This is a genomic window from Kitasatospora sp. NPDC001527 (genome assembly GCF_040298605.1).
Lineage (GTDB): Bacteria > Actinomycetota > Actinomycetes > Streptomycetales > Streptomycetaceae > Kitasatospora.
This window is the reverse complement of the sequence record NZ_JBEPAM010000001.1, coordinates 301,797-321,853: the sequence shown is the minus strand read 5'-3', so window position 1 is coordinate 321,853 and position 20,057 is coordinate 301,797. Positions and strand designations below refer to the sequence as shown.

At 75.0% G+C, this 20,057-nt stretch carries 19 protein-coding genes and 1 pseudogene; 8 read left to right on the top strand and 12 right to left on the bottom strand.

Features of this window, described 5'->3' with window-relative positions:
- Positions 1-223 precede the first annotated feature (223 nt).
- Positions 224-760: an ATP-binding protein gene (locus ABT238_RS01440; protein ID WP_350755181.1), complete on the bottom strand. Its 537-nt coding sequence runs from the start codon at positions 758-760 to the stop codon at positions 224-226.
- A 564-nt stretch (positions 761-1,324) separates the two neighbouring features.
- On the opposite strand from ABT238_RS01440, the gene ABT238_RS01435 reads away from it, so the two are divergent.
- Positions 1,325-1,996 carry a sigma-70 family RNA polymerase sigma factor gene (locus tag ABT238_RS01435; RefSeq protein ID WP_350755179.1) on the top strand — a complete coding sequence of 224 codons (672 nt, stop codon included), beginning with the start codon at positions 1,325-1,327 and terminating at the stop codon, positions 1,994-1,996.
- On the top strand, positions 1,993-3,213 hold the full coding sequence (locus ABT238_RS01430) for a zf-HC2 domain-containing protein (RefSeq protein WP_350558183.1): 1,221 nt from the start codon (positions 1,993-1,995) through the stop codon (positions 3,211-3,213). Before ABT238_RS01435 ends, ABT238_RS01430 begins: the two co-directional genes overlap by 4 nt.
- Before the next feature lie 64 nt (positions 3,214-3,277).
- On the opposite strand, the gene purU is transcribed toward ABT238_RS01430, so the two are convergent.
- Both purU and ABT238_RS01420 read right to left on the bottom strand, forming a co-directional pair.
- Positions 3,278-4,144: a formyltetrahydrofolate deformylase gene (gene purU / locus ABT238_RS01425; protein ID WP_350558186.1), complete on the bottom strand. Its 867-nt coding sequence runs from the start codon at positions 4,142-4,144 to the stop codon at positions 3,278-3,280.
- A 124-nt stretch (positions 4,145-4,268) separates the two neighbouring features.
- A complete protein-coding gene (locus ABT238_RS01420) occupies positions 4,269-4,712 on the bottom strand; it encodes an SCO4402 family protein (RefSeq protein ID WP_502884092.1) in 444 nt (147 codons plus the stop codon).
- A gap of 247 nt (positions 4,713-4,959) precedes the next feature.
- Between ABT238_RS01420 and ABT238_RS01415 the strand changes: the two genes are divergently transcribed.
- Positions 4,960-6,258, top strand: a complete 1,299-nt coding sequence (locus ABT238_RS01415) for an ABC transporter substrate-binding protein (RefSeq protein ID WP_350558192.1) — start codon at positions 4,960-4,962, stop codon at positions 6,256-6,258.
- 121 nt (positions 6,259-6,379) lie between these two features.
- Here the strand turns inward: ABT238_RS01415 and ABT238_RS01410 are convergent, their stop codons facing one another.
- Together ABT238_RS01410 and ABT238_RS01405 are read right to left on the bottom strand one after the other, a co-directional pair.
- Positions 6,380-7,531, bottom strand: a complete 1,152-nt coding sequence (locus ABT238_RS01410; RefSeq protein WP_350558195.1) for a hypothetical protein — start codon at positions 7,529-7,531, stop codon at positions 6,380-6,382.
- 222 nt (positions 7,532-7,753) lie between these two features.
- Positions 7,754-9,130: an NsdA family TPR-like regulatory protein gene (locus tag ABT238_RS01405; RefSeq protein WP_350558198.1), complete on the bottom strand. Its 1,377-nt coding sequence runs from the start codon at positions 9,128-9,130 to the stop codon at positions 7,754-7,756.
- 396 nt (positions 9,131-9,526) lie between these two features.
- On the opposite strand from ABT238_RS01405, the gene ABT238_RS01400 reads away from it, so the two are divergent.
- Complete coding sequence (locus ABT238_RS01400) at positions 9,527-10,180, top strand: bifunctional DNA primase/polymerase (RefSeq protein ID WP_350559186.1); 654 nt, start codon at positions 9,527-9,529, stop codon at positions 10,178-10,180.
- A 491-nt stretch (positions 10,181-10,671) separates the two neighbouring features.
- Here ABT238_RS01400 and ABT238_RS01395 read toward each other — a convergent pair whose 3' ends face one another.
- Positions 10,672-11,364, bottom strand: a complete 693-nt coding sequence (locus ABT238_RS01395; RefSeq protein WP_350558201.1) for an iron-dependent transcriptional repressor DtxR — start codon at positions 11,362-11,364, stop codon at positions 10,672-10,674.
- Positions 11,365-11,585: 221 nt separating this feature from the next.
- Between ABT238_RS01395 and ABT238_RS01390 the strand changes: the two genes are divergently transcribed.
- The 3 genes from ABT238_RS01390 (at position 11,586) to ABT238_RS01380 (ending at position 14,614) form a co-directional block, all read left to right on the top strand.
- Positions 11,586-12,350 (top strand): SIS domain-containing protein, encoded by a 765-nt coding sequence (locus ABT238_RS01390; protein ID WP_350558204.1) that lies wholly within the window; start codon positions 11,586-11,588, stop codon positions 12,348-12,350.
- 647 nt (positions 12,351-12,997) lie between these two features.
- Positions 12,998-13,942 (top strand): DUF4231 domain-containing protein, encoded by a 945-nt coding sequence (locus ABT238_RS01385; protein ID WP_350558207.1) that lies wholly within the window; start codon positions 12,998-13,000, stop codon positions 13,940-13,942.
- A gap of 150 nt (positions 13,943-14,092) precedes the next feature.
- Complete coding sequence (locus ABT238_RS01380) at positions 14,093-14,614, top strand: hypothetical protein (RefSeq protein ID WP_350755177.1); 522 nt, start codon at positions 14,093-14,095, stop codon at positions 14,612-14,614.
- Here the strand turns inward: ABT238_RS01380 and ABT238_RS01375 are convergent.
- The 3 genes from ABT238_RS01375 to ABT238_RS01365 are packed head-to-tail and all read right to left on the bottom strand — an operon-like array spanning position 14,595 to position 15,942.
- Positions 14,595-15,557 carry a 2-hydroxyacid dehydrogenase gene (locus ABT238_RS01375; protein ID WP_350558213.1) on the bottom strand — a complete coding sequence of 321 codons (963 nt, stop codon included), beginning with the start codon at positions 15,555-15,557 and terminating at the stop codon, positions 14,595-14,597. The genes ABT238_RS01380 and ABT238_RS01375 overlap by 20 nt on opposite strands.
- 56 nt (positions 15,558-15,613) lie before the next feature.
- A complete protein-coding gene (locus ABT238_RS01370; protein ID WP_350755175.1) occupies positions 15,614-15,745 on the bottom strand; it encodes a hypothetical protein in 132 nt (43 codons plus the stop codon).
- A gap of 20 nt (positions 15,746-15,765) precedes the next feature.
- Complete coding sequence (locus tag ABT238_RS01365; RefSeq protein ID WP_350558218.1) at positions 15,766-15,942, bottom strand: ATP-binding protein; 177 nt, start codon at positions 15,940-15,942, stop codon at positions 15,766-15,768.
- A gap of 45 nt (positions 15,943-15,987) precedes the next feature.
- On the opposite strand from ABT238_RS01365, the pseudogene ABT238_RS01360 reads away from it, so the two are divergent.
- Positions 15,988-16,092 (top strand): annotated as a pseudogene (locus ABT238_RS01360) (DUF397 domain-containing protein); the annotation flags it as partial.
- A gap of 120 nt (positions 16,093-16,212) precedes the next feature.
- Here the strand turns inward: ABT238_RS01360 and ABT238_RS01355 are convergent.
- The 3 genes from ABT238_RS01355 to ABT238_RS01345 form a co-directional block, all read right to left on the bottom strand.
- On the bottom strand, positions 16,213-17,091 hold the full coding sequence (locus ABT238_RS01355; protein ID WP_350755173.1) for a glycosyltransferase family 2 protein: 879 nt from the start codon (positions 17,089-17,091) through the stop codon (positions 16,213-16,215).
- Between the two features lie 419 nt (positions 17,092-17,510).
- Complete coding sequence (locus ABT238_RS01350) at positions 17,511-19,823, bottom strand: FxsB family cyclophane-forming radical SAM/SPASM peptide maturase (RefSeq protein WP_350755171.1); 2,313 nt, start codon at positions 19,821-19,823, stop codon at positions 17,511-17,513.
- Positions 19,824-19,864: 41 nt separating this feature from the next.
- Positions 19,865-20,035 carry a hypothetical protein gene (locus ABT238_RS01345; protein ID WP_350558227.1) on the bottom strand — a complete coding sequence of 57 codons (171 nt, stop codon included), beginning with the start codon at positions 20,033-20,035 and terminating at the stop codon, positions 19,865-19,867.
- Between the last annotated feature and the right edge of the window lie 22 nt (positions 20,036-20,057).

Sequence of the window (20,057 nt, the reverse complement as noted above, 5' to 3'; positions counted from 1 at the left end):
CGGCCCACGGCCCCCCTGCTGACGTGGTCCCCCTGGACAGCAGCACCGCAACGGCGTTCGGGTGTTCCCTCGGCGTCCCCTCGCGACGGAGAGCTGCACCCAAGCGTGATCAGTCGGATACGTCACGTCAATGGGTTGTCCGAAATTCGGAATGGTTGCGTCACCTTTCGGCCCGGCGATCCACGGGCCGGTGAACGGGGTGACGGAGTGACGGGAGGGGCCGTCAGGGCTGCGCCAGCGCCACCCAGTCGACGGCGGCGAGCGGGTCCGCCGGGCGGGCGTCCGGGCTGATCTCGCACCAGACCCGCTTGCCGGTACCGTCCGGGTACCAGCCCCATCGGTCGCAGAGCAGCTCGACCAGCTCCAGGCCGCGCCCGTTGGTGGCGTCGACGTCCGCCCCGGCGCGCCGGGGGGCGGGGGCGACCTGGCTGGCATCGGCCACCTCGACCCGCAGCGGGCCGACCGTCGCCGACTCGCGCACCCCGTCGCGCCCGGCGCCGCCCGGGGAGGCGTCCGGGGAGGCGTCCGGCACGCCGGAGGGCAGGTCGCCCAGCGGGAAGCAGAGCCGCAGCACGGCCGGACAGCCGGTGTGCACCACGGCGTTGGTCACCAGCTCGGAGACCACCAGGACCACCGTCTCGGCGATCGGCGCGTCGGGGTCCACCCCGTGGTTGAGCAGCCGCGAGCGGACCCACCGACGGGCCCGGCCGACTTCGGCGGGGTCCGCCTGCACCGCAAGCTGTACCTGAAGAACCTGCACCGCTCCACCACCCGCACTCGCAGTTCGGCCACCGTCTCGGCCGGGCCCGGTCGCCCGGCCGGCCCGGGCACGCACCGGGCCGCCGTCCGTCGGTCCGCGGCCCCGCGGGTGACCGCACGTCGCACCCGCCGCGGCGCGCCCGCACCGCCTCGTCCGTCGCACACCGGCCGCGACACGAACACGCCTCAGGATGGTTCGGCGGGCGGACCGCAGCAAGCGCTTCGGGCATATTCCAGCGATCGGGGGACAGGGCAGGGCATACTGTCCCGCTCACTCTGACGAGCCCCGGACCGGCGATCGTCCGGCCCGGGCCGGCCGGCCCGTGACGCAGAGGCGAACCTACCGCCGTCCGCCCCTCCCACCGCTCCCGCCACTCGCGAACCACCCGTGCGACATATGTCCAGCCGGCTTCGAACGGCGCAACCGCGCGATGGGCGGCAGATCCCACGATCCGACGATCCGAAGCCCCCGGCTCCGTTCTTCACCGAATCCACCCGCCGCCCGAAGCGGGCGCGTTACCGTGGGACGCGTCAGCGGTCGGTCCGGCAGGAGGGGTGGTGACCGGTGGCCACCACCGACGGCGCCCCGCGCCGGGACGAGCAGCTGCAGCGGCGCCTGGCCCGCGGCGAGGAGACCGCCCTCGGCGAGCTGTACGACCAACTCGCCCCGATGGTCCACGGGTTGGCGGGCCGGATACTGGCCGACCAGACCGCCGCGGCGCAACTCACCCGGGAGATATTCGCCCACGTCTGGGAGCACCCCGAGTCCTTCGACCCGGCCCGCGGCTCGCTGCGCTCCTGGCTCGGCGCGCTGACCCACCGCCGCGCGGTGGACCGGCTGCGGGCCCGCCGCGCCGAGGAGGCGGGCTTCGGCGGCGACGCGGAGGAGGAGATCCGCACGGTCGCCACCGCCGCCCGGGTGCAGTACGTGGTCGCGTCCCTGCCGCAGCCGCTGCGTGAGACCATCGCGGAGTCCTACTACGACGGCCGCACCTACCAGGAGACGGCCCGCCGGCTGGGGATCAGCGAACAGGCCGCCAAGCAGCGGATGCGGCTCGGCCTGGAGCTGCTCGCCACCGAGCTGGAGCAGGAGCGCGCCCGGCACCGGGGCCCCGCCCCGGCGGACGCGCATCGGAGCGGGGGACAACAGCCGGACGGCCGGCGGACGGACGCGCAACGGACAGACGGTCAACGGGTGGGCGACAGCGGGCGGCGGACGGAGGGCGGGGGGACGTGACGATCACCGGCGAGCAGCACGAGGCCCTGCGTTCGCTGCTCGGCGCCTGGGCCCTCGGCGCCGTCCCGCCCCGCGAGGCCGCCGACGTCGAGGCCCACCTGAGCGGCTGCCCGGAGTGCGCCGAGGAGGGCGAGCGGCTGCGCGAGGCGGCCGGCTGGCTCTCCGTCGAGGAGCCGCTGGACCAGCCCGCCGCGCTGCGTCAGCAGGTGCTCGACTGGTGCCTGGCCCGCCGCCCGGCCGACCTGCCGGTCCCCGCCTGGGGCGTGCCGTACGCCGCCGAGACCGCCAAGCTCGACGCGCTGCTGCGCGACCTCGGCCCGGAGGAGTGGCAGGAGGTCGCCGAACTGCCCTGGCACGGCGGCACCGAGTACCTGCGCCCGGCCGAGGTGCTCTGCCACCTCGCCGCCGTGGACGGCTACCTGGCCGTCGCCCTCGGCCTGCCCGACCCCGTCCCGGGCGGCCCCGGCGCGGGCAGCGCACCGGCGGCCGGACGCCGGGTCCCGCCGCAGGAGGCCGCCCTCCCGCCGCTGCCCCGGGTGCCGCAGCAGGGCGGCCCGCGCTGGACCCGGATCACCGACCGCACCGCCCGGCTCACCGCCGAGCAGGCCGGCCAGCCGCCGCAGCGGGTCCGCGCCCGCTGGCGCCGGCACTGCCACGAGCTGGTCCGCTCGGCCGCGCTCGCCCCGCAGGGCAACACCCCGGTGGACTTCGGCTTCGCGACCGTCCCGCTGCGGGACGCCTTCGTCGACCGGGCCTTCGAGTGCTACATGCACGGCGAGGACGTCGCCCGCGCGGTCGCCTACCCGTACGATCCGCCGGCCCCGCAGCACCTGCGGCTGATGATCGACCTGGCCGTCCGGATGCTCCCGCTGGCCCTGGCCGGGCAGCGGGCGGCGCACCCCGAACTCACCGGGGCGGCGGTCGGCGTCCCCGACGGGTGGCCGGACGGCGGCACCGGGGCCGGGGGCCGCACCGGGCGGCAGCTCCGGCTCGTGATCGACGGCCCGGCGGCCGGCGAGTGGCTGATACCCCTGGACGGCCCGGACGCGGGGCCGCCCGGAGGCGAGCCGGTGGCCGCGATGGTGCTGGACGGGCTGGAGTTCTGCCAGCTGGCGGCGGCGCACCGCGACCCGGACCGGCTGCCGGTCGGCGAGCACGGCGACCGGGCCGCGATCCGCGAGGTGCTGCGCGCGACGCCGCTGCTCTCCCGGCCGTAGCACCGGCCGGCGGGGCCGGCCCGGTCGGGCGGTCAGGCGGTCAGGCGGTCAGGCGGTCAGGCGGTCAGGCGAAGACGACCGTGCGGGTGCCGTTCAGCAGCACCCGGTGCTCGCTGTGCCACTTCACCGCACGGGCCAGCGCCTGGCACTCGACGTCCCGGCCGAGCGCGACCAGCTGGTCCGGGGTGACGTCGTGGGTCACCCGGGCCACCTCCTGCTCGATGATCGGGCCCTCGTCGAGGTCGGCCGTGACGTAGTGCGCGGTGGCGCCGATCAGCTTCACGCCCCGGGCGTGCGCCTGGTGGTACGGCTTGGCGCCCTTGAAGCTCGGCAGGAAGGAGTGGTGGATGTTGATCACCTTGCCGGAGAGCGCCGTGCACAGCTGGTCCGAGAGCACCTGCATGTAGCGGGCCAGCACGACCAGCTCGACGTCCTCCTTGGCCACCAGGTCCAGCAGCTGCTGCTCGGCCTCGGCCTTGGTCTCCCGGGTCACCGGGATGTGGTGGAACGGGATGCCGTAGCCCTCGGTGAGGTCGCGGAAGTCGGTGTGGTTGGAGACCACCGCGGCGATCTCCACCGGCAGCGCGCCGATCCGGGTGCGGAACAGCAGGTCGTTCAGGCAGTGCCCGAACCTGCTCACCATGAGGACGATCCGCAGCTTCTCCTCGCTGGGGTGGATCTGCCAGTCCATCCCGAACGAGGCGCCGATCGCCGCGAAGCTCGCCCGCAGCTTGTCGACGGTCACCGGCTCGACGGCCGAGAAGTGCACCCGCATGAAGAACAGACCGCTGTCCCCGTCACCGAACTGCTGGCTGTCGATGATGTTGCACCCGGTCATGAAGAGGTAGCTGGAGACCGCGTGGACGATGCCCTGCTTGTCGGGGCAGGACAGCGTGAGGACGTACTGGGCGCTGGCCGGCTGCTGTTCCACGGTGGGGGTATCCCGTCCTGAGCTGGTGCTGGTGTGAATGCTCCAGCGTGTCACACTCCGGGAGGACCCCCGCCCCGCTGCCCGCACTGCGGGACGGCCCGCCCGGAGCGGGGCGCCGGGCCGCTCAGACCTGGGTCAGGATCCGCAGCACGTCCAGCGAGCGCGGCGGGACGTCCGGGTCCTCGCCGTCGTTGACCGCCAGCCTGACGTGCGCCTCGCGGGCCGCCCGGACCGCCTCCGGCCAGCCGTGGTGCTCCAGGTACGCGGAGGCCGGGGCGTCCGCGCCCACCTCGTGCAGGATCCGCACCACCCGCAGCACCGCGACGTCCACCAGGGTCGCCTCGGCGGAGTCCCGGAAGATCGTGCCCACGTACTTCTCGGCCGACCAGCGGTCCAGCCAGGTGTCCTCGACCAGGCGGTAGACGGCGTCGGTGACGTCGCCGTACCCCTCCCGGCCGGCCAGCCAGGCGTCCCGCTGGAACCCGGGGTCGGAGAGCATGTGCAGCGCCGAGCGGAGTCGGGCCCGCCAGCGCCACCAGGGCAGGTCGTTGAGCGGCATGCCGCCCATCGTGCTGGAGCGGTGGCCCGGACGAGAAGGGTTTCGGGCAGACCGATACGAAGATTCTGTGCTGGCGGACATGGGCAACGATCGTACGTTCCCCCACCGTTCGTACTCCACTCCAGGATCTACACGCGTCCCCCCTCGGAGTTCCTTCCCCGTTTACCACCTGTTGGCTGGACGGCCCTCTCTCCTTGCCACGCCGGGGATTGGCTGGAACCGGTGCGCAGCACTGCGCCCAGGGAGGGAAAGACCGATGACCAGCCGTACGGGCTCGTCCCAGGCCACGAACCTGATCGCGGGACGGCGCCGCCGGCGCCCGATCGCCGCCGCCGCGACCGCCGCGGCGCTGCTCCCAACCCTCTTCTCGGCCTCCGCGTGCGGCGGACCGGCCGATGCCGCCACCGGCAGCGGCGACCTCACCGTGATGACCTGGGCGCCGTCCGGCACCGGCTCGGCCGACCGCCCCGGGATGACCGACCTGGCCGAGGCCATCGGCCGGGACATCAACGTGAAGGGCGGCCTGCACGGCCGCCAGGTACGGGTGATCACCTGCAACGAGCACAACACCTCCGACGGTGCCAAGGCCTGCGCGCAGCAGGCGGTGGACGCCAAGGCGGTCGCGGTGCTCGGCTCCTACAGCCAGTACGGCGACGACTTCATGCCCATCCTGGAACGGGCCGGCATCCCGCTGATCGGCGGCTACGGCCTGTCCCAGCCGGAGTTCAGCAGCCCGTTGTCCTACCCGGTGGGCGGCGGCCTGCCGGCCCTGATCGCCGGCAGCGGCCGGCAGCTGGTGGAGGCCGGCTGCAAGTCGGTCGCGGTGATCCGCCCGGACACCCCGGCCGGCGACAACCTGCTCGGTTCCCTGGGCACCGCGCTCAAGCCCGCCGGGATCAAGCCGCTGGACGTCAAGGCACCGGAGAAGTCCAACGACTACACCCCGGAGGTCCGCAAGGCGATCGGTGGCGACCAGCCGGGCAACTGCGTCACCAGCGCGCTGGGCTCCGAGCCGACCGGCAACCTGCTCGACGCCTTCCGGCGGACCGGCGCGAAGAACACCCGGATCGCCTCGGTGATCGGCAGCGTGCAGCAGTCGGTGGTCGACTCCACCGGCGGCGACTCCGGCCCGCTCGCCGGCGCCTTCGTCACCGGCTGGTACCCGCCGGAGTCGGCCAAGACCTGGGACGGCCTGCGCGCCGTGATCCGCGCCGACACCGCGGGCCGGCACATCGACGCCGCCGACCCCGGGGTGCAGACCACCTGGGTGGCGTTCGAGGTGTTCCGCCAGGTCTCCGACCGGCTGGCCGCGGCCGGACGGCCGGTGTCCGCCAAGGCGATCACCGCCCTGCTGGACGGCGGCGAGCCGATCGACGTCGGGCTCACCCCGCCGCTGAACTGGGCGACCACCAACATGCTGCCGAGCACCGAGTCGCCGCGGCTGGTGAACACCTGGGTCACCTACCAGGTGGTCAAGGGCGGGCAGCTGACCCTGCAGCGGCCCGGCTTCGTGGACGTGCGCTGGGTGCTCACCGGGGGCAAGCCGCCGGCCTGAGCCGCCGACCGGCCCGCGGTCCCGGGCCCGGCCGTACGACGGCCGGGCCCTCGCCGTGTCCGTGTCCGGGGCTGCCTCGCGGGTGCCGGCGGGTACGCGGCGGGTGCGCGCCGGCGGGCGGTCAGAGGTCGCCGTCGGTGCGGGTGGGCAGGCCGGTCTGGCCGGCCACGGTGTTCCAGAGCCCGGCCGCCTGCTTCTTGGCGGTGGTCGCGGTGCCGCTCGCGGCCACCGCGTTCTTGTAGTGCGGGTTGTCGTTCTTCTTCGGGTCGCAGCCGCCCTGGGCGTCCCCGGCCCAGGCCGCGTACTCGTCGTCGGCGGTCGCCGAGGCCGTCCACGCCGCGTTCAGCTGCTCGACCAGCTGCGGGCCGCTGGGCAGCTTGTCGGTCTTCAGCCCGGCCAGCTTGGTCTGCAGCTCCCGGCGCTGCCCGGCCGCGGCGGTCAGCGCCTGCTGCGACTCCGGCAGCTTGTCGCACTTCTGCACCGAGGCGACCGCGCCGATCACGGCCTGCCGGCTGTCGTTGGCGGTACCGAGCAGGTCGGAGAGCGCCTGGGCCTGCGCCTTGACCACCGGGTCGACCGAGGCGGTCGTCGGGCCCGCGCTCGGGGCGGTGGCGGCGGCGGCCGGGCCGCTGCCGGTGGCCGTGGGGACGGCCTTCTTCTCCGTGCCGGACGTCTCGTCGTCACCGTTCAGCAGGACCGCGACCAGGACGGCCGCCGCCAGGCAGCCCGCCACCACGCCGCCGATGAGCAGCTTGTTGGACGAACGGCCGCCGTGCCCGCCGTCGCGCCCCGCCGGGGCCCCGCCCGGCTGGTCCGGGTGGCCCGGCGCGGGCCGGTCGGCGTAGCCCGGCTGCGCGGGCGGGTAGCCGCCCGCCGCCTGCGGGTCACCGGCCGGGTACGGCGGCAGGTACTGGGTCGCCTGGGCCGGGTCGGCCGGGTAGCCCGGCTGCGGGGCGCCGCCCCAGGCCGGCTGCGCGCCCCCCGGCTGGACCGGCATGGCCTGGGTCGGCAGCGCGCTGTCACCGAGGTACTCCGGCTGCCCGGACGGCCCGCCGGGGTACGGCCCGGCCGGCGCCTGGGCCTGCGGCGCTCCGTACGGCTGACCCTGCGGCGGCCCGTACGGCTGACCCTGCGGCGGCGGGCCGGGGTGCTGCCCGGGCTGCTGGCCCTGCGGCGGACCGGGCTGCTGGCCCTGCTGCTGGCCGGGCTCCGGGCGGAACAGGTCGTCCAGGTTGAAGTCACCCGAGTTGGGATACGAGCGGCGCTGGCTCAACGCGATTCCTCACCTGTGCACGACCGCGCGCTGACGGCGGACCACATCTCGTCGGTTCTTGGGAGCATCACAGTTCCTTGGACGTCGCGCCCACGCTACCGGTTCACCGAACCGGCCGACCACGTGGGCGGTCCATCCCTCACCGACCCTGCACGCTCTCCGCCGTCCTCCTTGACGGCCTCCATGACGGCCTCCGCGACGCCCTCCTCGGCGCCCGTCGGCTCAGGCCGCCTCCGCCTCCGCCCGGGCCTGGAACTCGCGGACCACCCGCTGCTCCCGGTAGGGCTCCAGCCGGCGCCGGAACTCGTCCAGGTACTCCACGCCCCGGTTGGACCGCAGCCCGCTCAGCAGCCGGACCGCCTGGGCCCCGGTCTCGCAGGCCCGCTCGACGTCCCGCTGCTGGAGCTGTGCCGTCGCCAGCAGCACGAGGTCCACCGCGCGGCGCCGCACCCGCGTCGGCGGGTGCAGGTCGAGCGCCCGGCGGGCGTAGTGCTCGGCCGGGCCGGCCTGCTCCAGGTCCCGGTGGCAGTGGGCCAGTTCGTCGGCGAGGTAGGCGTCGTCGAAGTGGACGATCCAGTCCGGGTCGTCCTCCGGGCGGCGCTTCTCCATCATCTCCAGCGCCTTGGCGGCCACCGCCTCGCAGGCCCTGGCGTCGCCGAGCAGGGCGTGCCCGCGCGCCTCGGCCGCGTAGAACATCGCCATCGCGGTCGGGGTGGCCACCGTCCGGGCGCCCTCCTGGGCGGCCCGGGCGAGCTGGGCGATCTCCCGCGGGTTGCCCAGGGTCGCCGCCAGGTGGCTCATCGAGGCCGCCAGCACGTACCCGCCGTAGCCCCGGTCGTCGGCGGCCTGGGCCAGGCGCAGCGCCTGGATGTAGTAGCGCTGGGCCAGGCCCGGCTGGCCGGTGTCCACCGCCATGTAGCCCGCCAGCTCGGTCAACCGCGCGACGGCGGCGAAGAGTTGGCGCCCGGTCTCGTCCCGGTAGGAGCCGCCGAGCAGCCCGGAGACCACGCTGTTGAGGTAGTGCACCACCACCGGGCGCACGTGCCCGCTGCCGAACCGGTGGTCCAGGTCGACCAGCATCGCGGTGGTCGCCTTGACGGCCGCGACGTCGGTCGGGCCGACCCGGGTGCCGCCGGTGCGGGCCACCACCGGGTCGGGCGGGGTGATCAGCCAGTCCCGGCTGGGCTCGACCAGGGCGGAGGCCGCCACCGTCGCCCCGGTCAGGAAGTCCCGGCGGCCGACGTCGCTGCGCCACAGCTCGCAGACCTGTTCCAGCGCGGCGCCCAGCGTCGGCGCGAACTGCAGGCCGATCCCGGAGCTGAGGTTCTTGCCGTCGGCCATGCCGATCTCCTCGACCGACACGCTGCGCCCCAGCTTGCGCCCGAGCGCCTCGGCGATCACCGCCGGGGCCTGCCCGCGCGGCTGCTGGCCGCGGAGCCAGCGTGCGACGGAGGTCTTGTCGTACCGCAGGTCCAGACCGTGCTCGGCGCCGCAGAGATTGACTCTCCGCGCCAGACCGGCATTGGAGCAGCTGGCCTCCTGGATCAGCTGCTGGAGACGCTCGTTGGGCTGTCGTGCGACAAGTGGTCTCGCGGCCATTGGGCTTCGCCTCCCCACACCCTCCGGTCCCGGCCGGCGGGCGACGCTTTCTGCTGATCTCTGTTGCCGAGTTGCCGACTGTCCGACCGTTCAAGGAAACTGACACCAGGTTAGCGATCAGCAACGCCAGCGGGATACCCACGGTGACGATCCCCACCCCCCACGCGCCCGGGAGAATGCTCCCGTGCGCCCCCACTGCGCCCACCCTGCCTCCCCCCGGCGCGCTCCCGCACGGTCCGCCTCACCGGTTCGGGTGAATTGCCGACCCGGGGCGCGACGGCCCGGAACCGGCCGTAACCCGTCTCACGCACGGTAGTTGAGCACCCCGTGGAAGACTTCCCCGATCCCCTCGACCAGGGCCCCGCCGACCAGGGCTCCTCTGCCGGACCGTCCCCGCTGCTCGTCGAAGCCGTCGGCTGCGCCGAGACCCGGCACTGGGAGGTCACCCCGGGCGCCTGGCTGGTCGACGGGGACGGGCGCGCGCGCTGCTCCTGCGGCGATCCGCGGTGCGCGCTCCCCGGTGCCCACCCGATCGACACGGACTGGACGCGCCGGGCGAGCGCGGGTCCGGGCGCGGTGCGGCACTGGTGGACGGAGTGCCCGGAGGCGTCGATCCTGCTGCCGACCGGCCGGTCCTTCGACGTGCTGGACGTCCCGGAACCGGCCGGCTGCCTGGCGCTGGCGCGGATGGAGCGGATGGGGCTGCAGCTCGGTCCGGTGGCGGTGGTCCCGGCCGCGCCCGGCCGCACCGGCCGGCGGCTGCACTTCCTGGTGCTGCCCGGCGTGGCGGCCAGAGTGCCGGAGATGCTCCGCAGGCTGGGCTGGCCGCCCGGCCGGCTGGACCTGGTGGCCCGCGGCGAGGGCGACTGGACGGTCGCCCCGCCGTCCCGGGTCGGTCCGAGCGGCTTCGCGCAGTGGGCCCGCTCGCCCACCGCGCTCAACCGCTGGCTGCCGGACGCCGCCGAGCTGATCAGCCCACTGGCCTACGCCTGCGGCCGTGACGCGCCGCCGGCCGGAGCCCGGTCGGCCCGGCCCGCGGCGGTGCGCTGACCGCTCCCCCGGACTGCCGCCCTGCGCCGATCGGGTGAGGGCGTGCGCTGCGCGACACCCCGCGCGCGAGTGACGGGCCTTGTCTCCCACCGGAGACGGGGCCCGTCATACGCACGTGCGGATAAGGGTTCGGTGTACCCGCTGGTCAACGGCGAAAGCCCCTCGTACGAGTGACAGCACTCAAGGATTGCCTTGATCGTCCGAGTGGGAGAACTCCCAGCGTGAGGGGCCGCCGGACGGGGCGCTCGGTCGGGGAAGCCGGGCGAGGCGGACGCGGGAGGGACGGAGGGGAGACCGGGAGGGACGGGAGGGACAGGGCGGGGCCGTGTCACCGGCCGGGTTCGGGGAGGCCGGTGACACGGAAGCGGGAGGGACCGGGGAGGGCCGGACGGGGCCGGGTGCGCGGGGAGCGCCCGGCCCCGTCCGGCGTTGCCCGCCCGTCCCGTCTCCGCTGCCGCTCCGCGCTCCCGCGCTCGGGCCTCCGCGGTGGTTCAGGCCTGCGCGACGAAGACGTGCGCGGCGATCTCCTTGCCCAGCTCGGCGGCGTTGTCGCCGGTGCCCACCAGCACCCCGCCGACCCCGGCGCTCACCCGCACCGTCGACCCCGGCCGGACCCCGGCCCGGCGCAGCGTGCGCATGAGGTCGCCGTCGGTCTGGATCGGCTCGCCGATCCGGCGGACCACCACGTCGGCGCCGTCCGCGCCCGGCAGCACCGAGTCCAGCGGGACGAGCCCGGCGTCGAAGCCCTCGCCCTCGGCCTTGGCGTCGCCCAGCTCGTCCAGCCCCGGGATCGGGTTGCCGTACGGGGACTGGGTGGGGTGACCGAGCATCGCGAGCACCTTGCGCTCGACCGTCTCGCTCATCACGTGCTCCCAGCGGCAGGCCTCCTCGTGCACCTGCTCCCACTCCAGGCCGATCACGTCGACCAGCAGGCACTCGGCGATGCGGTGCTTGCGCATCACCCGCACCGCGAGCCGGCGGCCCTCCTCGGTCAGCTCCAGGTGCCGGTCGCCGGCGACGCGCAGCAGTCCGTCGCGCTCCATCCGGCCGACCGTCTGGCTGACCGTGGGCCCGCTCTGCTCCAGGCGCTCGGCGATCCGGGCGCGCATCGGGGTGATGCCCTCCTCCTCCAGCTCCAGGATGGTGCGAAGGTACATCTCAGTGGTGTCGATCAGCCCAGACATCGCCGCTGGCTCCGTTCCTCGGTGTCCTCATCGCCAATTCTGACGTACCGCACCGACTGCCGGGCCCGCCTCAGGGCGCGGGGCCGGCGTTTCGTGCCTGTTGACAGCGGCGCCGATCAGGCAGCACGGTGCTGGCCGGAGCTTTCTCCACAGTGGTCCGGACCACCGCGACCGCTCCCCCACCCGGCCGGGCCCCCACCGGCAGAGAGCGAAGGCAGCAGATGAGCGAGCTGGTCGGCCGGTACTTCGACGCCGCGATCGCCCACCTCCAGCGGGTCCGCACCGAGGAGGCGGAGAACATCGAGGCGGCCGCCGCCCTGCTGGCCGAGGCCGTCTCCGAGGGGCGCCGGATCTTCACCTTCGGCGCCGGCCACTCCTCGCTGGCCGCCCAGGACGTGGTCTACCGGGCCGGCGGGCTGGTGCCGATGAACCTGCTGGAGGTCCCCGGGATGGCCGGGGTCACGGTGATGCCGGCGCCGCTGTCCAGCGCGCTGGAGCGGGTCTCCGGCCTGGCCACCGCCACCCTGGACCTCACTCCCGCCACCAGCGGTGACCTGCTGTTCCTCATCTCGCTCTCCGGCCGCCAGGTGATGCCGGTCGAGCTGGCCCAGCACGCCCGGGGGCGGGGCCTGAAGGTGATCGGGCTGACCTCGCTCGCCTACCCCGGCGAGATCGCGTCGGGCCATCCCTCCGGCACCTATCTGAAGGACCACTGCGACGTCGTCCTGGACAACAAGATCGCGATCGGCGACGGCGAGCTGACCCACCCCGGCGCCGAGACCTCCTTCGGCCCGGTCTCCACCATCGTCACCAGCGCGCTGATGCAGGCCGTGGTCGCCTCGGCGGTGGAGCGCCTGGCGGACGCCGCCCTCGCCGGCACCGGCGCCACCCCGCCGCTGTTCCGCTCCGGCAACGTGCCCGGCGGCACGGAGTGGAACGCCAAGCAGATGGCCGACAACGCGGAGCGGGTCTTCTACACCTTCTGACCGCGCCCGTCCGTACGCCGTACGCCGGCGCGGCCGCCGGTACCAGGCGCCCTACGCCGACCGGCCGACCGCCGTCGACACCGCGCCCGCCCGGCGGCGGCGGGGGCGTCGGCCGGGGCAGCACCATGCCCCGCCCGACGCCCCGCCGCCGACCTGAAGCACACGCGAGCCGGCACGCCCCGCCCCGGGCCACGCGCCACCTGCCCTGCGGGGCAGCACCGCCCGCCGGAGCGGCCACACCCGAAACCCGCCCACAGCGCGCGCACGCCCCGGCGGCGGCCCACAGCACACACACGCAGCGCCCCCGGCCCGACCCGCGCCCACGCCCCTGGCCCGGCAGCGGCGCCCGTCGGCACCGCACCATCGGCTGCCCCCCAACGTCCGTACAGCGCCCCGCAGCACCGGACCACGGGCTGTCCCGGCCTCCCCGCACACCCCTGCGCCGCACGGCGGCGGCCCGCAGCACCCACCTCCCACTGCCCCCGACCGCCCCGCACACCCCACCCCGACCCGGCCACACGCCGAGGGGGCACCGGCCCGAAGGGACCGGCGACCACATCCATCGCCACAGCCCCACCCGAGGCGTACCGGGCCCCCTGGCGGGGCAGGTACCGCCGGGGCGGCGGAGCTGCGAAGTGGGGGACGGAATGACGTCGGGCACGGGTGGGGCGGACCGGGTGGTGCGGGAGCGGGAGCTGCTGCCGGAGCTCTTCTGGGCGGCCGACTCCGCCTCCCAGCAGGGGCAGACCAGAGCGGTACGGCTCGCCGCCGCAGAGCTGGTGCTGCTGGTCGCGGCCGCCACGGCCGGCTCGGCCGACGGCACGGTGTGGTCCTGGCTCGCGGCCGTCGCCTACCTCGGTGCGATCGCCCTCTCCGCCGTGACCAGCCGGCAGAACCCGCAGGGCCTCTGGTACGAGGGCCGGGCCGCCGCCGAGTCGGTGAAGACCCTCGCCTGGAAGTTCGCCGTCCGGGCGGACGCCGTCCAGCCGCCGCCGCGTCCGCTGCCGGACGCCGAGGGGCTGTACGGTCTCCAGCTCGGCCGGGTGCTGCACGCCTTCCGAGGCAGCCGCGCGGTCGGCCCCGGCCTGGCCGGCCGGCCCGCCGAGAGCCAGATAACGGCGGCGATGCGCGGCCTGCGCGACCAGCCGCTGGCCGTACGCCGGGACGTCTACCTGCGCGAGCGGATCCAGGTGCAGCAGGACTGGTACCGCTCCAAGTCCCGCTACTGCGCCCGCGCCGGGTTCTGGACCGGCGTGGCCGGCGTCGGGCTGCCGCTGCTCGGCCTGGTGCTCGCGGTGCTGCGGGCGATGGGCGAGTTCTCCTTCGACGCGCTCGGCACCGTCTCCGCCGTGGCCGCCTCGGTCACCGCGTGGGCGCAACTGCGCCAGTACCGCCCGCTCGCCGCCGCGTACGGCCTGGCCGCCGACGAGTTGGCCCAGATCCGCGCCCAGCTCGCCCACCTCGACGTCGGCTCCCCCGACGCCGAGGAACTCTGGGCCCGCTTCTCCCGCGACGCCGAGGACGCCGTCTCCCGCGAGCACACCACCTGGCAGGCCCGCCGCGAGATCAACGGCCCCACCGATCGCGAGTGACCCATCATCGTCCGATGCGCATAGGTGGTGGTCCCCAACCCGTTCTCCGCGCGGCGCCGGACCCGCGGAATGCCGCCCGGCCGGAGTGCCGCCGGCTGCCGGACCATGGGTGCGGCAGAGTCGACGCGAGGATCCGATGAGGAGCAGAGCGTGGGAAGTCCGTTGAGGAGCGTCTCCGGGGTCCGCTGGGCAGAGCTGCGTGACGCGACGGGGGCTCCGGCCGGCGGGATTCCCCCGCTGCTGGCCCGGATCGCCCACGGGGACGAGGATGCGGCCCGCCTCGCCGTCGACGAACTGGGCGACGCCGTCTGTGCGCTGGGGTTCGTCGTCGGTGAGGCAACAGCTCCCGCGGTCCCGTTCCTCGTCGAACTGGCCGCGACCCCTCATGTGTCCTGCAAGGCCGAGTTGTTGGACCTGCTGGGAAGCATCTGCCAGGCCGACCAGTGGCACTCCGCCTGTGCGGCGGACCGGATCGGCAGGCGCGACACGAGCCACCGGCGGCAATCCGGCTGGGAGGCGGCCGCCAGGAGAGCCGTCCTCACGGGTCGGTCAGTCATCGCAGCTGTGGCTTCCTCCGTACGGCCGGAGGAAGCCACAGCTGCGAGGCGGTTGTTGCAGACGATGGACCACATTCCGCCGTTTCCGGAGTCCGCTAGCGGCCGACCGGGGTGAGCGGGTCCTTGCCGGAGAGGACGGCGAGGACGTTGTCGACGGCGAGGTCGCCCATGGCCTGGCGGGTGCGGACGGTGGCGCTGCCCAGGTGCGGGGCGAGGACGGCGCGGTCCTGGGCGAGGAGGGCGGAGGGGACGGCCGGCTCGTGCTCGAAGTTGTCGACGGCGGCGGCGAACAGCGCGCCGGACTCCAGGGCGGCGGCGAGCGCCTCCTCGTCGACGACCCCGGCGGTCATCGAGACCACCACCGCGCCGGGCGGCAGCAGGGCCAGCCGGCGGGCGTCCAGCAGGTGCCGGGTGGCGTCGCTCAGCGGGCAGGTGACGACGAGGACGGTGGAGGTGGCGAGCAGGTCGTCCAGCGGCAGCCACTCGGCGCCGTCGGCCTGCTCGGGCGGCAGCGGGCGGCGGTTGTGGTAGCTCACCGGCATGTCGAAGCCGCGCGCCCGGCGGGCCACCGCCTGCCCGATCCGGCCCATGCCGAGGATGCCCAGCGGGGTGCCGGTCAGTTCGAGACCGAGCAGGAAGTTGGGCGCCCAGGCCCAGGTCTCGCCGGAGCGGAGCAGCCGCTCGCCCTCGCCGAGGCGGCGGGTGGCGGCCAGCAGCAGGGCCCAGGCCATGTCGGCGGTGGAGGCGGTCAGCACGCCGGGGGTGTTGGTGACCGGGATGCCGCGCTCGGCGCAGGCGGCCAGGTCGATGTTGTGGTGGCCCACGGCGTGGTTGGCGACGACTTCGAGGCCGGGGCCGGCGGCGTCGAGGAGTTCCGCGTCCACCCGGTCGTCCAGGGTGGTGATGAGGGCCCGGCGGCCGTGGACGGCCGCGAGGAGGTCGGCGCGCGCCATCGGCAGGTCGGAGTCGTGCACGGTGGCCGCGTGGTGAGCGGTGAGCCGTTCGGCCACGCCGGGGGCGAGACGGCGGGTGACCAGGACCGGGGGCTGCTCGTTCATGAGCCGAATCTACGCTCCGCCCCCTCGCCGGGGCCCGGCGAGGGGGCGGAGTGCCATCAATGGCACCTGTGCTCGTCGACCGTGCTGCCCGCCCGGTCGACGTGGTTCCGCAGCGACCTCGTCAGCACCTCGCCGACCGCCCCGACCACCGCCGAGGCGAGGACGAGCAGGCCGATGGCGGTGGTCACGCGGCCGAGTCCAGCTCGAATCAGACGAGCTTGCCTCGCTTGTGCGACTCCGCGCCCCACCGGTGGGTGAGCCCTTCGACGAGTTGGAGCCCCCGCCCGCCCTCGGCGAGGTCGTCGCCGGCGGCGGATCGCCAGTGCCGGGGGAGGGTGTGGCTCTCGTCGCCGACCGAGACCCGGAGAGTGCGACAGAGGCTCAAGGGCATGATCCAGCACGTCCGGTACAAACTCCTGGGGAGGTAGCCATGGAGCAGCTCAACTGGCAGAAGTCGACGTTCAGCGGGGAGGACGCCGACTGCGTCGAGATCGCGTCCAACGGCGAACTCGTCCACATCCGCGAGTCCGACGAACCCACCACCGCCATAACCCCCCGTGCTGCTCCCGCGCCGACGCGGGAGCAGCACGGGACGCCGCAGATCGGCGCCGCCCTCCGTCCCAGCACCGCGACGCGGCCGCGCGAACCACGGTTGTCAGATCACCGGCGGTCGGCCCAGTCGCGTCATCCGCCACACCGTGGACCACCGCATCGGCCGCCGAGGCGGGCACGGCACCCGGACACCCTCGAAGAACCCGGACCACCACGCCTTGAGCCCGGCGAGCGGCGGCCGCCCGACCAGCGTGTACAGCGCCCAGGAGGTCAGGTAGATCGGCACCAGAGGAGCGGGCAGGTGGCGCTTCGCCAGCCACACCCGGTTGCGGGCCGTCATCCGGTAGTAGGTGGTGTGACGGGCCGGGTCGGTGCGGGGGTGCTGCAGCACCAGGTCGGCGCGGTAGTCGATCCGCCAGCCCTCGTCCAGCGCGCGCCAGGCGAAGTCGGTCTCCTCGTGCGCGTAGAAGAACTCGGCGGGGAACAGCCCGACCCGGTCGATCACGCTCATGCGGATCGCGTGCCCGCCGCCCAGGAACGTCGTGACCGGACCGGACTGCAGCGGATCGCTCGCACCGAAGCGGGGCACGTGGCGGCGCTGGGTGAACCCGGTCTTATCCGCGATCCGGAACGAAACGATGCCCAGCTCGGAGTCCCGCTCGAAGGCCTCCCGGATCAGCCGGAAGGTGTCGGTGCGGGGCAGCAGCCCGTCGTCGTCCAGGACGACCAGCACGTCCGTGCCACCCAGCTCACACAGCCGCTCGACGCCGGCGTTGCGGCCTCCGGGGATGCCGAGGTTCTCCGGCAACTCCACCGCATCCACCCACTCCGGCAGCTCCGGCAGCTTCACGCCCTGCCCGAGCACGACGGTCCGAACACCGCTGTCGCCGCTGTCCTGGGCCCGTACCGATTCCAGCAGCGCCGTCAGCTCCGCAGGCCGGTTTCCCATCGTCAGCACCACCACGCCCAGCGTGACGCCCATCGCACCCGACCTTTCGAGGAACCTTCGTGCTCTCGCCGACACCCCGGCTCGGCAACGGACCTTCGCTTCGCGAGCTGGCCGGCACTGGACGCCTTCCGGACCACCAGGTCATGGACCAGCCGACGCTGGGACTGGGTCGCCCGCCACCGGCCCGCCGGTGCGGGTGTCCGGGCCAGAGTGCCACAACGGCCGCTTCCGCTGGTGCCGAACGCCTCCTGGTTCGCCCATGCGCAGACGGCCACCTCGATCCACGGCGTACGCCACGGCTCCCGGGTCGCCGTGCTCGAACAGCTGCCAGCCGCCCGCCACGGCATCGCTCAGCAGCGGGGGCTGCGGCTGAACGACCGCAACGACCCCGGCCACGGAGACCGCGCCGCCCACGGGCACCGTCGAGCGGATGGCCCGCCGCCTGGGCCGCATCACCCCCTGGCCCGCCCGGCGGGGACCCGCAGCCAGGGGTCGAGCGACTCCCGCGCCCCGTCGGCGAACCGGCGCCCCAGCGCCGTCAGCGCGCCGCTGCCGGCGAGCAGGTCCACGGCCGCGTCGGTCAGGCCGCGCCAGTGGGTGAACCGGGAGCGGGCCGCTGGCGATCCGGCGTCCGCCTGGGTGCCCCAGAAGGCGGTGACGGCGAGGTGGGCGTAGACGGCCTGGAAGAGGGAGCCGACCGGGCGCGGGGAGAGGCCGAAGGCCTCGAACAGACGGGTGTCGGTGCGGTCGTACAGCTCCCACCGGTCGAGCACCGCGCCCAGCTTCACGTGCTGGAACTCGTGCACCAGCAGCAGCGCGAGGCCCGGCGCGGTACCGGGCCGGGCGATGGCGACCGCTCCGAAGGCCTGGCGTGCCGCCGAGCTGAGGTCCCGTCCGTCCGGGCCGGGCCGCAGTGGGGTGACGGTGGTCAGGCCTGCCCGCAATCCGGCCGCGTAGTCGGGCAGTTCGCGGTCGAGCAGGTCGGCGGCCGCCCGCAGGTCCTGCGCCCAGCCCGCGTACGCGGTGCCGGACAGGCGGTCCGCGACCGGCCAGCAGTGGACGGCGCGCTGCGGGTCCACGTCCTCCAGCGCCAGCACGCGCCCGCCCGCCAACCCGATCCGCCGCACCGGCTGCCAGCGCGGGTCACCCGGGCCGGTGAGCGTGCCGTCCCCGGTGCGCGCCGTCCAGCCCGTCCGCCCCCCGGTGACCAGCGCCTCCCGGGCGCCCCCGCCCAGCACCAGCCGGCCGAGGGTCGGCAGGTGCAGCACGCCCTCCCGGAGCGGCACCGCCACCGCGTCCCCGCGCCCCGCCCGCACGGCCGCCGCGGCGGCCAGCCCGGCCAGCGGACCGAGCCCCGCGCCCGGGTCGCCGGTCAGCCGCCGCGCCGCCCAGGCCCGGACGTACGGGTGGGCCAACACCGCGTCCACGGCGGCCGGTTCGGCGGCGTCGAGTTCGGTCAGCAGCTCCCAGGCCGCCGAGCGGGCCACCCCCGAGGAGCCGTGCACGGCGGCCACCATCGCCCGGGTGAGCGCGAGTTGGGACCGGGCGAGCGCCCGGACGGTCTCCGGCCCGCCCTGCCCCAGAGCCAGTTCGCCCAGTTGCGCGTCACTGAGCTCCGGCCCGGCGACGTCCACCGGTGGGGCAGGACGCCGCGGGGCCCCGGCCCGGGCGGCCAGGCCGTCGATCAGCTCCCGCAGGTCCGCGCAGTACACCGAGGGGTGGTCGAAGGAGCCGTCCCGGTAGCGGTGCGCGTACAGGCCCCCGCCGCAGGAGCGCACCACCGGGCAGGCCCGGCAGGTGGCGTTCAGCCCGGCGAGGCCCGCCTGCCGGGCGGCCGTCCCCGGGTGCCGGGCGACGTCGTCGAGGCTGTGCCGGAAGACGTCCAGCCCGGTGGCCGGGGCGCCGTCGTACGCCGTCCGCAGGCTGTCCGCCTGCTCGTACGTCCCGTCCGTCTCCAGCACCACCAGGTCCACCGGCTCCAGCCCGAGGGCCTCGCCCAGACCGGGCAGCCCGGCCAGGGTGCGGTGCACCGAGTCGAAGGTGCGGACGGCGAACGGGCGGCCGTCCGCCTCCCACCGCTCGTGGACGGCCAGCAGCCAGTCGGCGTACGGCGTCGCACCCGCCCCGGCGGGCCGCTCCGGCGGGCGCTCCCAGGTGGCGTGCGGGAGCAGGAGGTCGACGGCGGGCGGCTCCAGTGCGGCCAGCGCCCGGTACACCGCCACCGGGTCGTTGGCGGTGTCGACGGTGCAGAGCAGGCCCGCGAACAGGTGCCGGAACCGCGGCTCGCGCAGCAGCCCGACGGCCCGCAGCACCCGCGGGTGGCTGGAGCGGCCGTCGGCGAAGCGGCGGTGCCGGTCGTTGGCGGCCCGGTCGCCGTCCAGCGAGACGCCGACCCGGATGCCGAGTTCGTCGAACAGCTCGCAGTACGCCGCGCTCAGCCGCACCCCGTTGGTGTGCACCCGCAGGTCCAGGTCGCACACCTCGGGCAGCGCGGCCCGCAACGCCTCCGCCGCCCGCCGGAACACCGCCGGCCCGGCCAGCAGCGGCTCGCCCCCGTGCAGGACGACGCGCACGGAGGTGAGCCCGTGCGCGACGGCGTGCTCCCCGATCCGCTCGGCGGCTCTCGCCAGCACCGCCTCCCCGACGACGCGCGGCCGGGCGCGCCAGCCGGTGTCGGCGTGCTCGTAGACGTAGCAGTGGTCGCAGGCGAGGTCGCACCGGCTGTGGACCTTCAGCACGACCTGCGTGAGCGGCGGAGGAGTCATGACGGCACATTTCCAGGACGCGCCGTCCGCTAACCGTACTGTCAGATGCCTGAATTGAAAGACGCGACCGGTCTGGCACCCGCGCCCGGCAGGGCCAGCTCCAGCCTCCGGGCCAGCTCACCCGCGTCGGCCCTCGCCAGGTCGGCCAGCGCGGGCCGCCCGTCGGTGCCGTGCGGCGGCCGGTCCGGCTCCACCACGACGTCCGGTTCCATGTGTCCAGCTCCCTCTCGGCCG

Excerpts from the sequence above, each read along its gene's own strand:
- ABT238_RS01385 (WP_350558207.1), top strand. The coding sequence starts at position 12,998 with ATGACGTCGGGCACGGGTGGGGCGGACCGGGTGGTGCGGGAGCGGGAG.
- ABT238_RS01420 (WP_502884092.1), bottom strand. The coding sequence starts at position 4,712 with ATGGGCGGCATGCCGCTCAACGACCTGCCCTGGTGGCGCTGGCGGGCC.
- ABT238_RS01355 (WP_350755173.1), bottom strand. The coding sequence starts at position 17,091 with ATGGGCGTCACGCTGGGCGTGGTGGTGCTGACGATGGGAAACCGGCCT.
- ABT238_RS01395 (WP_350558201.1), bottom strand. The coding sequence starts at position 11,364 with ATGTCTGGGCTGATCGACACCACTGAGATGTACCTTCGCACCATCCTG.
- ABT238_RS01390 (WP_350558204.1), top strand. The coding sequence starts at position 11,586 with ATGAGCGAGCTGGTCGGCCGGTACTTCGACGCCGCGATCGCCCACCTC.
- ABT238_RS01375 (WP_350558213.1), bottom strand. The coding sequence starts at position 15,557 with ATGAACGAGCAGCCCCCGGTCCTGGTCACCCGCCGTCTCGCCCCCGGC.
- ABT238_RS01350 (WP_350755171.1), bottom strand. The coding sequence starts at position 19,823 with ATGACTCCTCCGCCGCTCACGCAGGTCGTGCTGAAGGTCCACAGCCGG.
- ABT238_RS01405 (WP_350558198.1), bottom strand. The coding sequence starts at position 9,130 with ATGGCCGCGAGACCACTTGTCGCACGACAGCCCAACGAGCGTCTCCAG.
- ABT238_RS01345 (WP_350558227.1), bottom strand. The coding sequence starts at position 20,035 with ATGGAACCGGACGTCGTGGTGGAGCCGGACCGGCCGCCGCACGGCACC.
- ABT238_RS01415 (WP_350558192.1), top strand. The coding sequence starts at position 4,960 with ATGACCAGCCGTACGGGCTCGTCCCAGGCCACGAACCTGATCGCGGGA.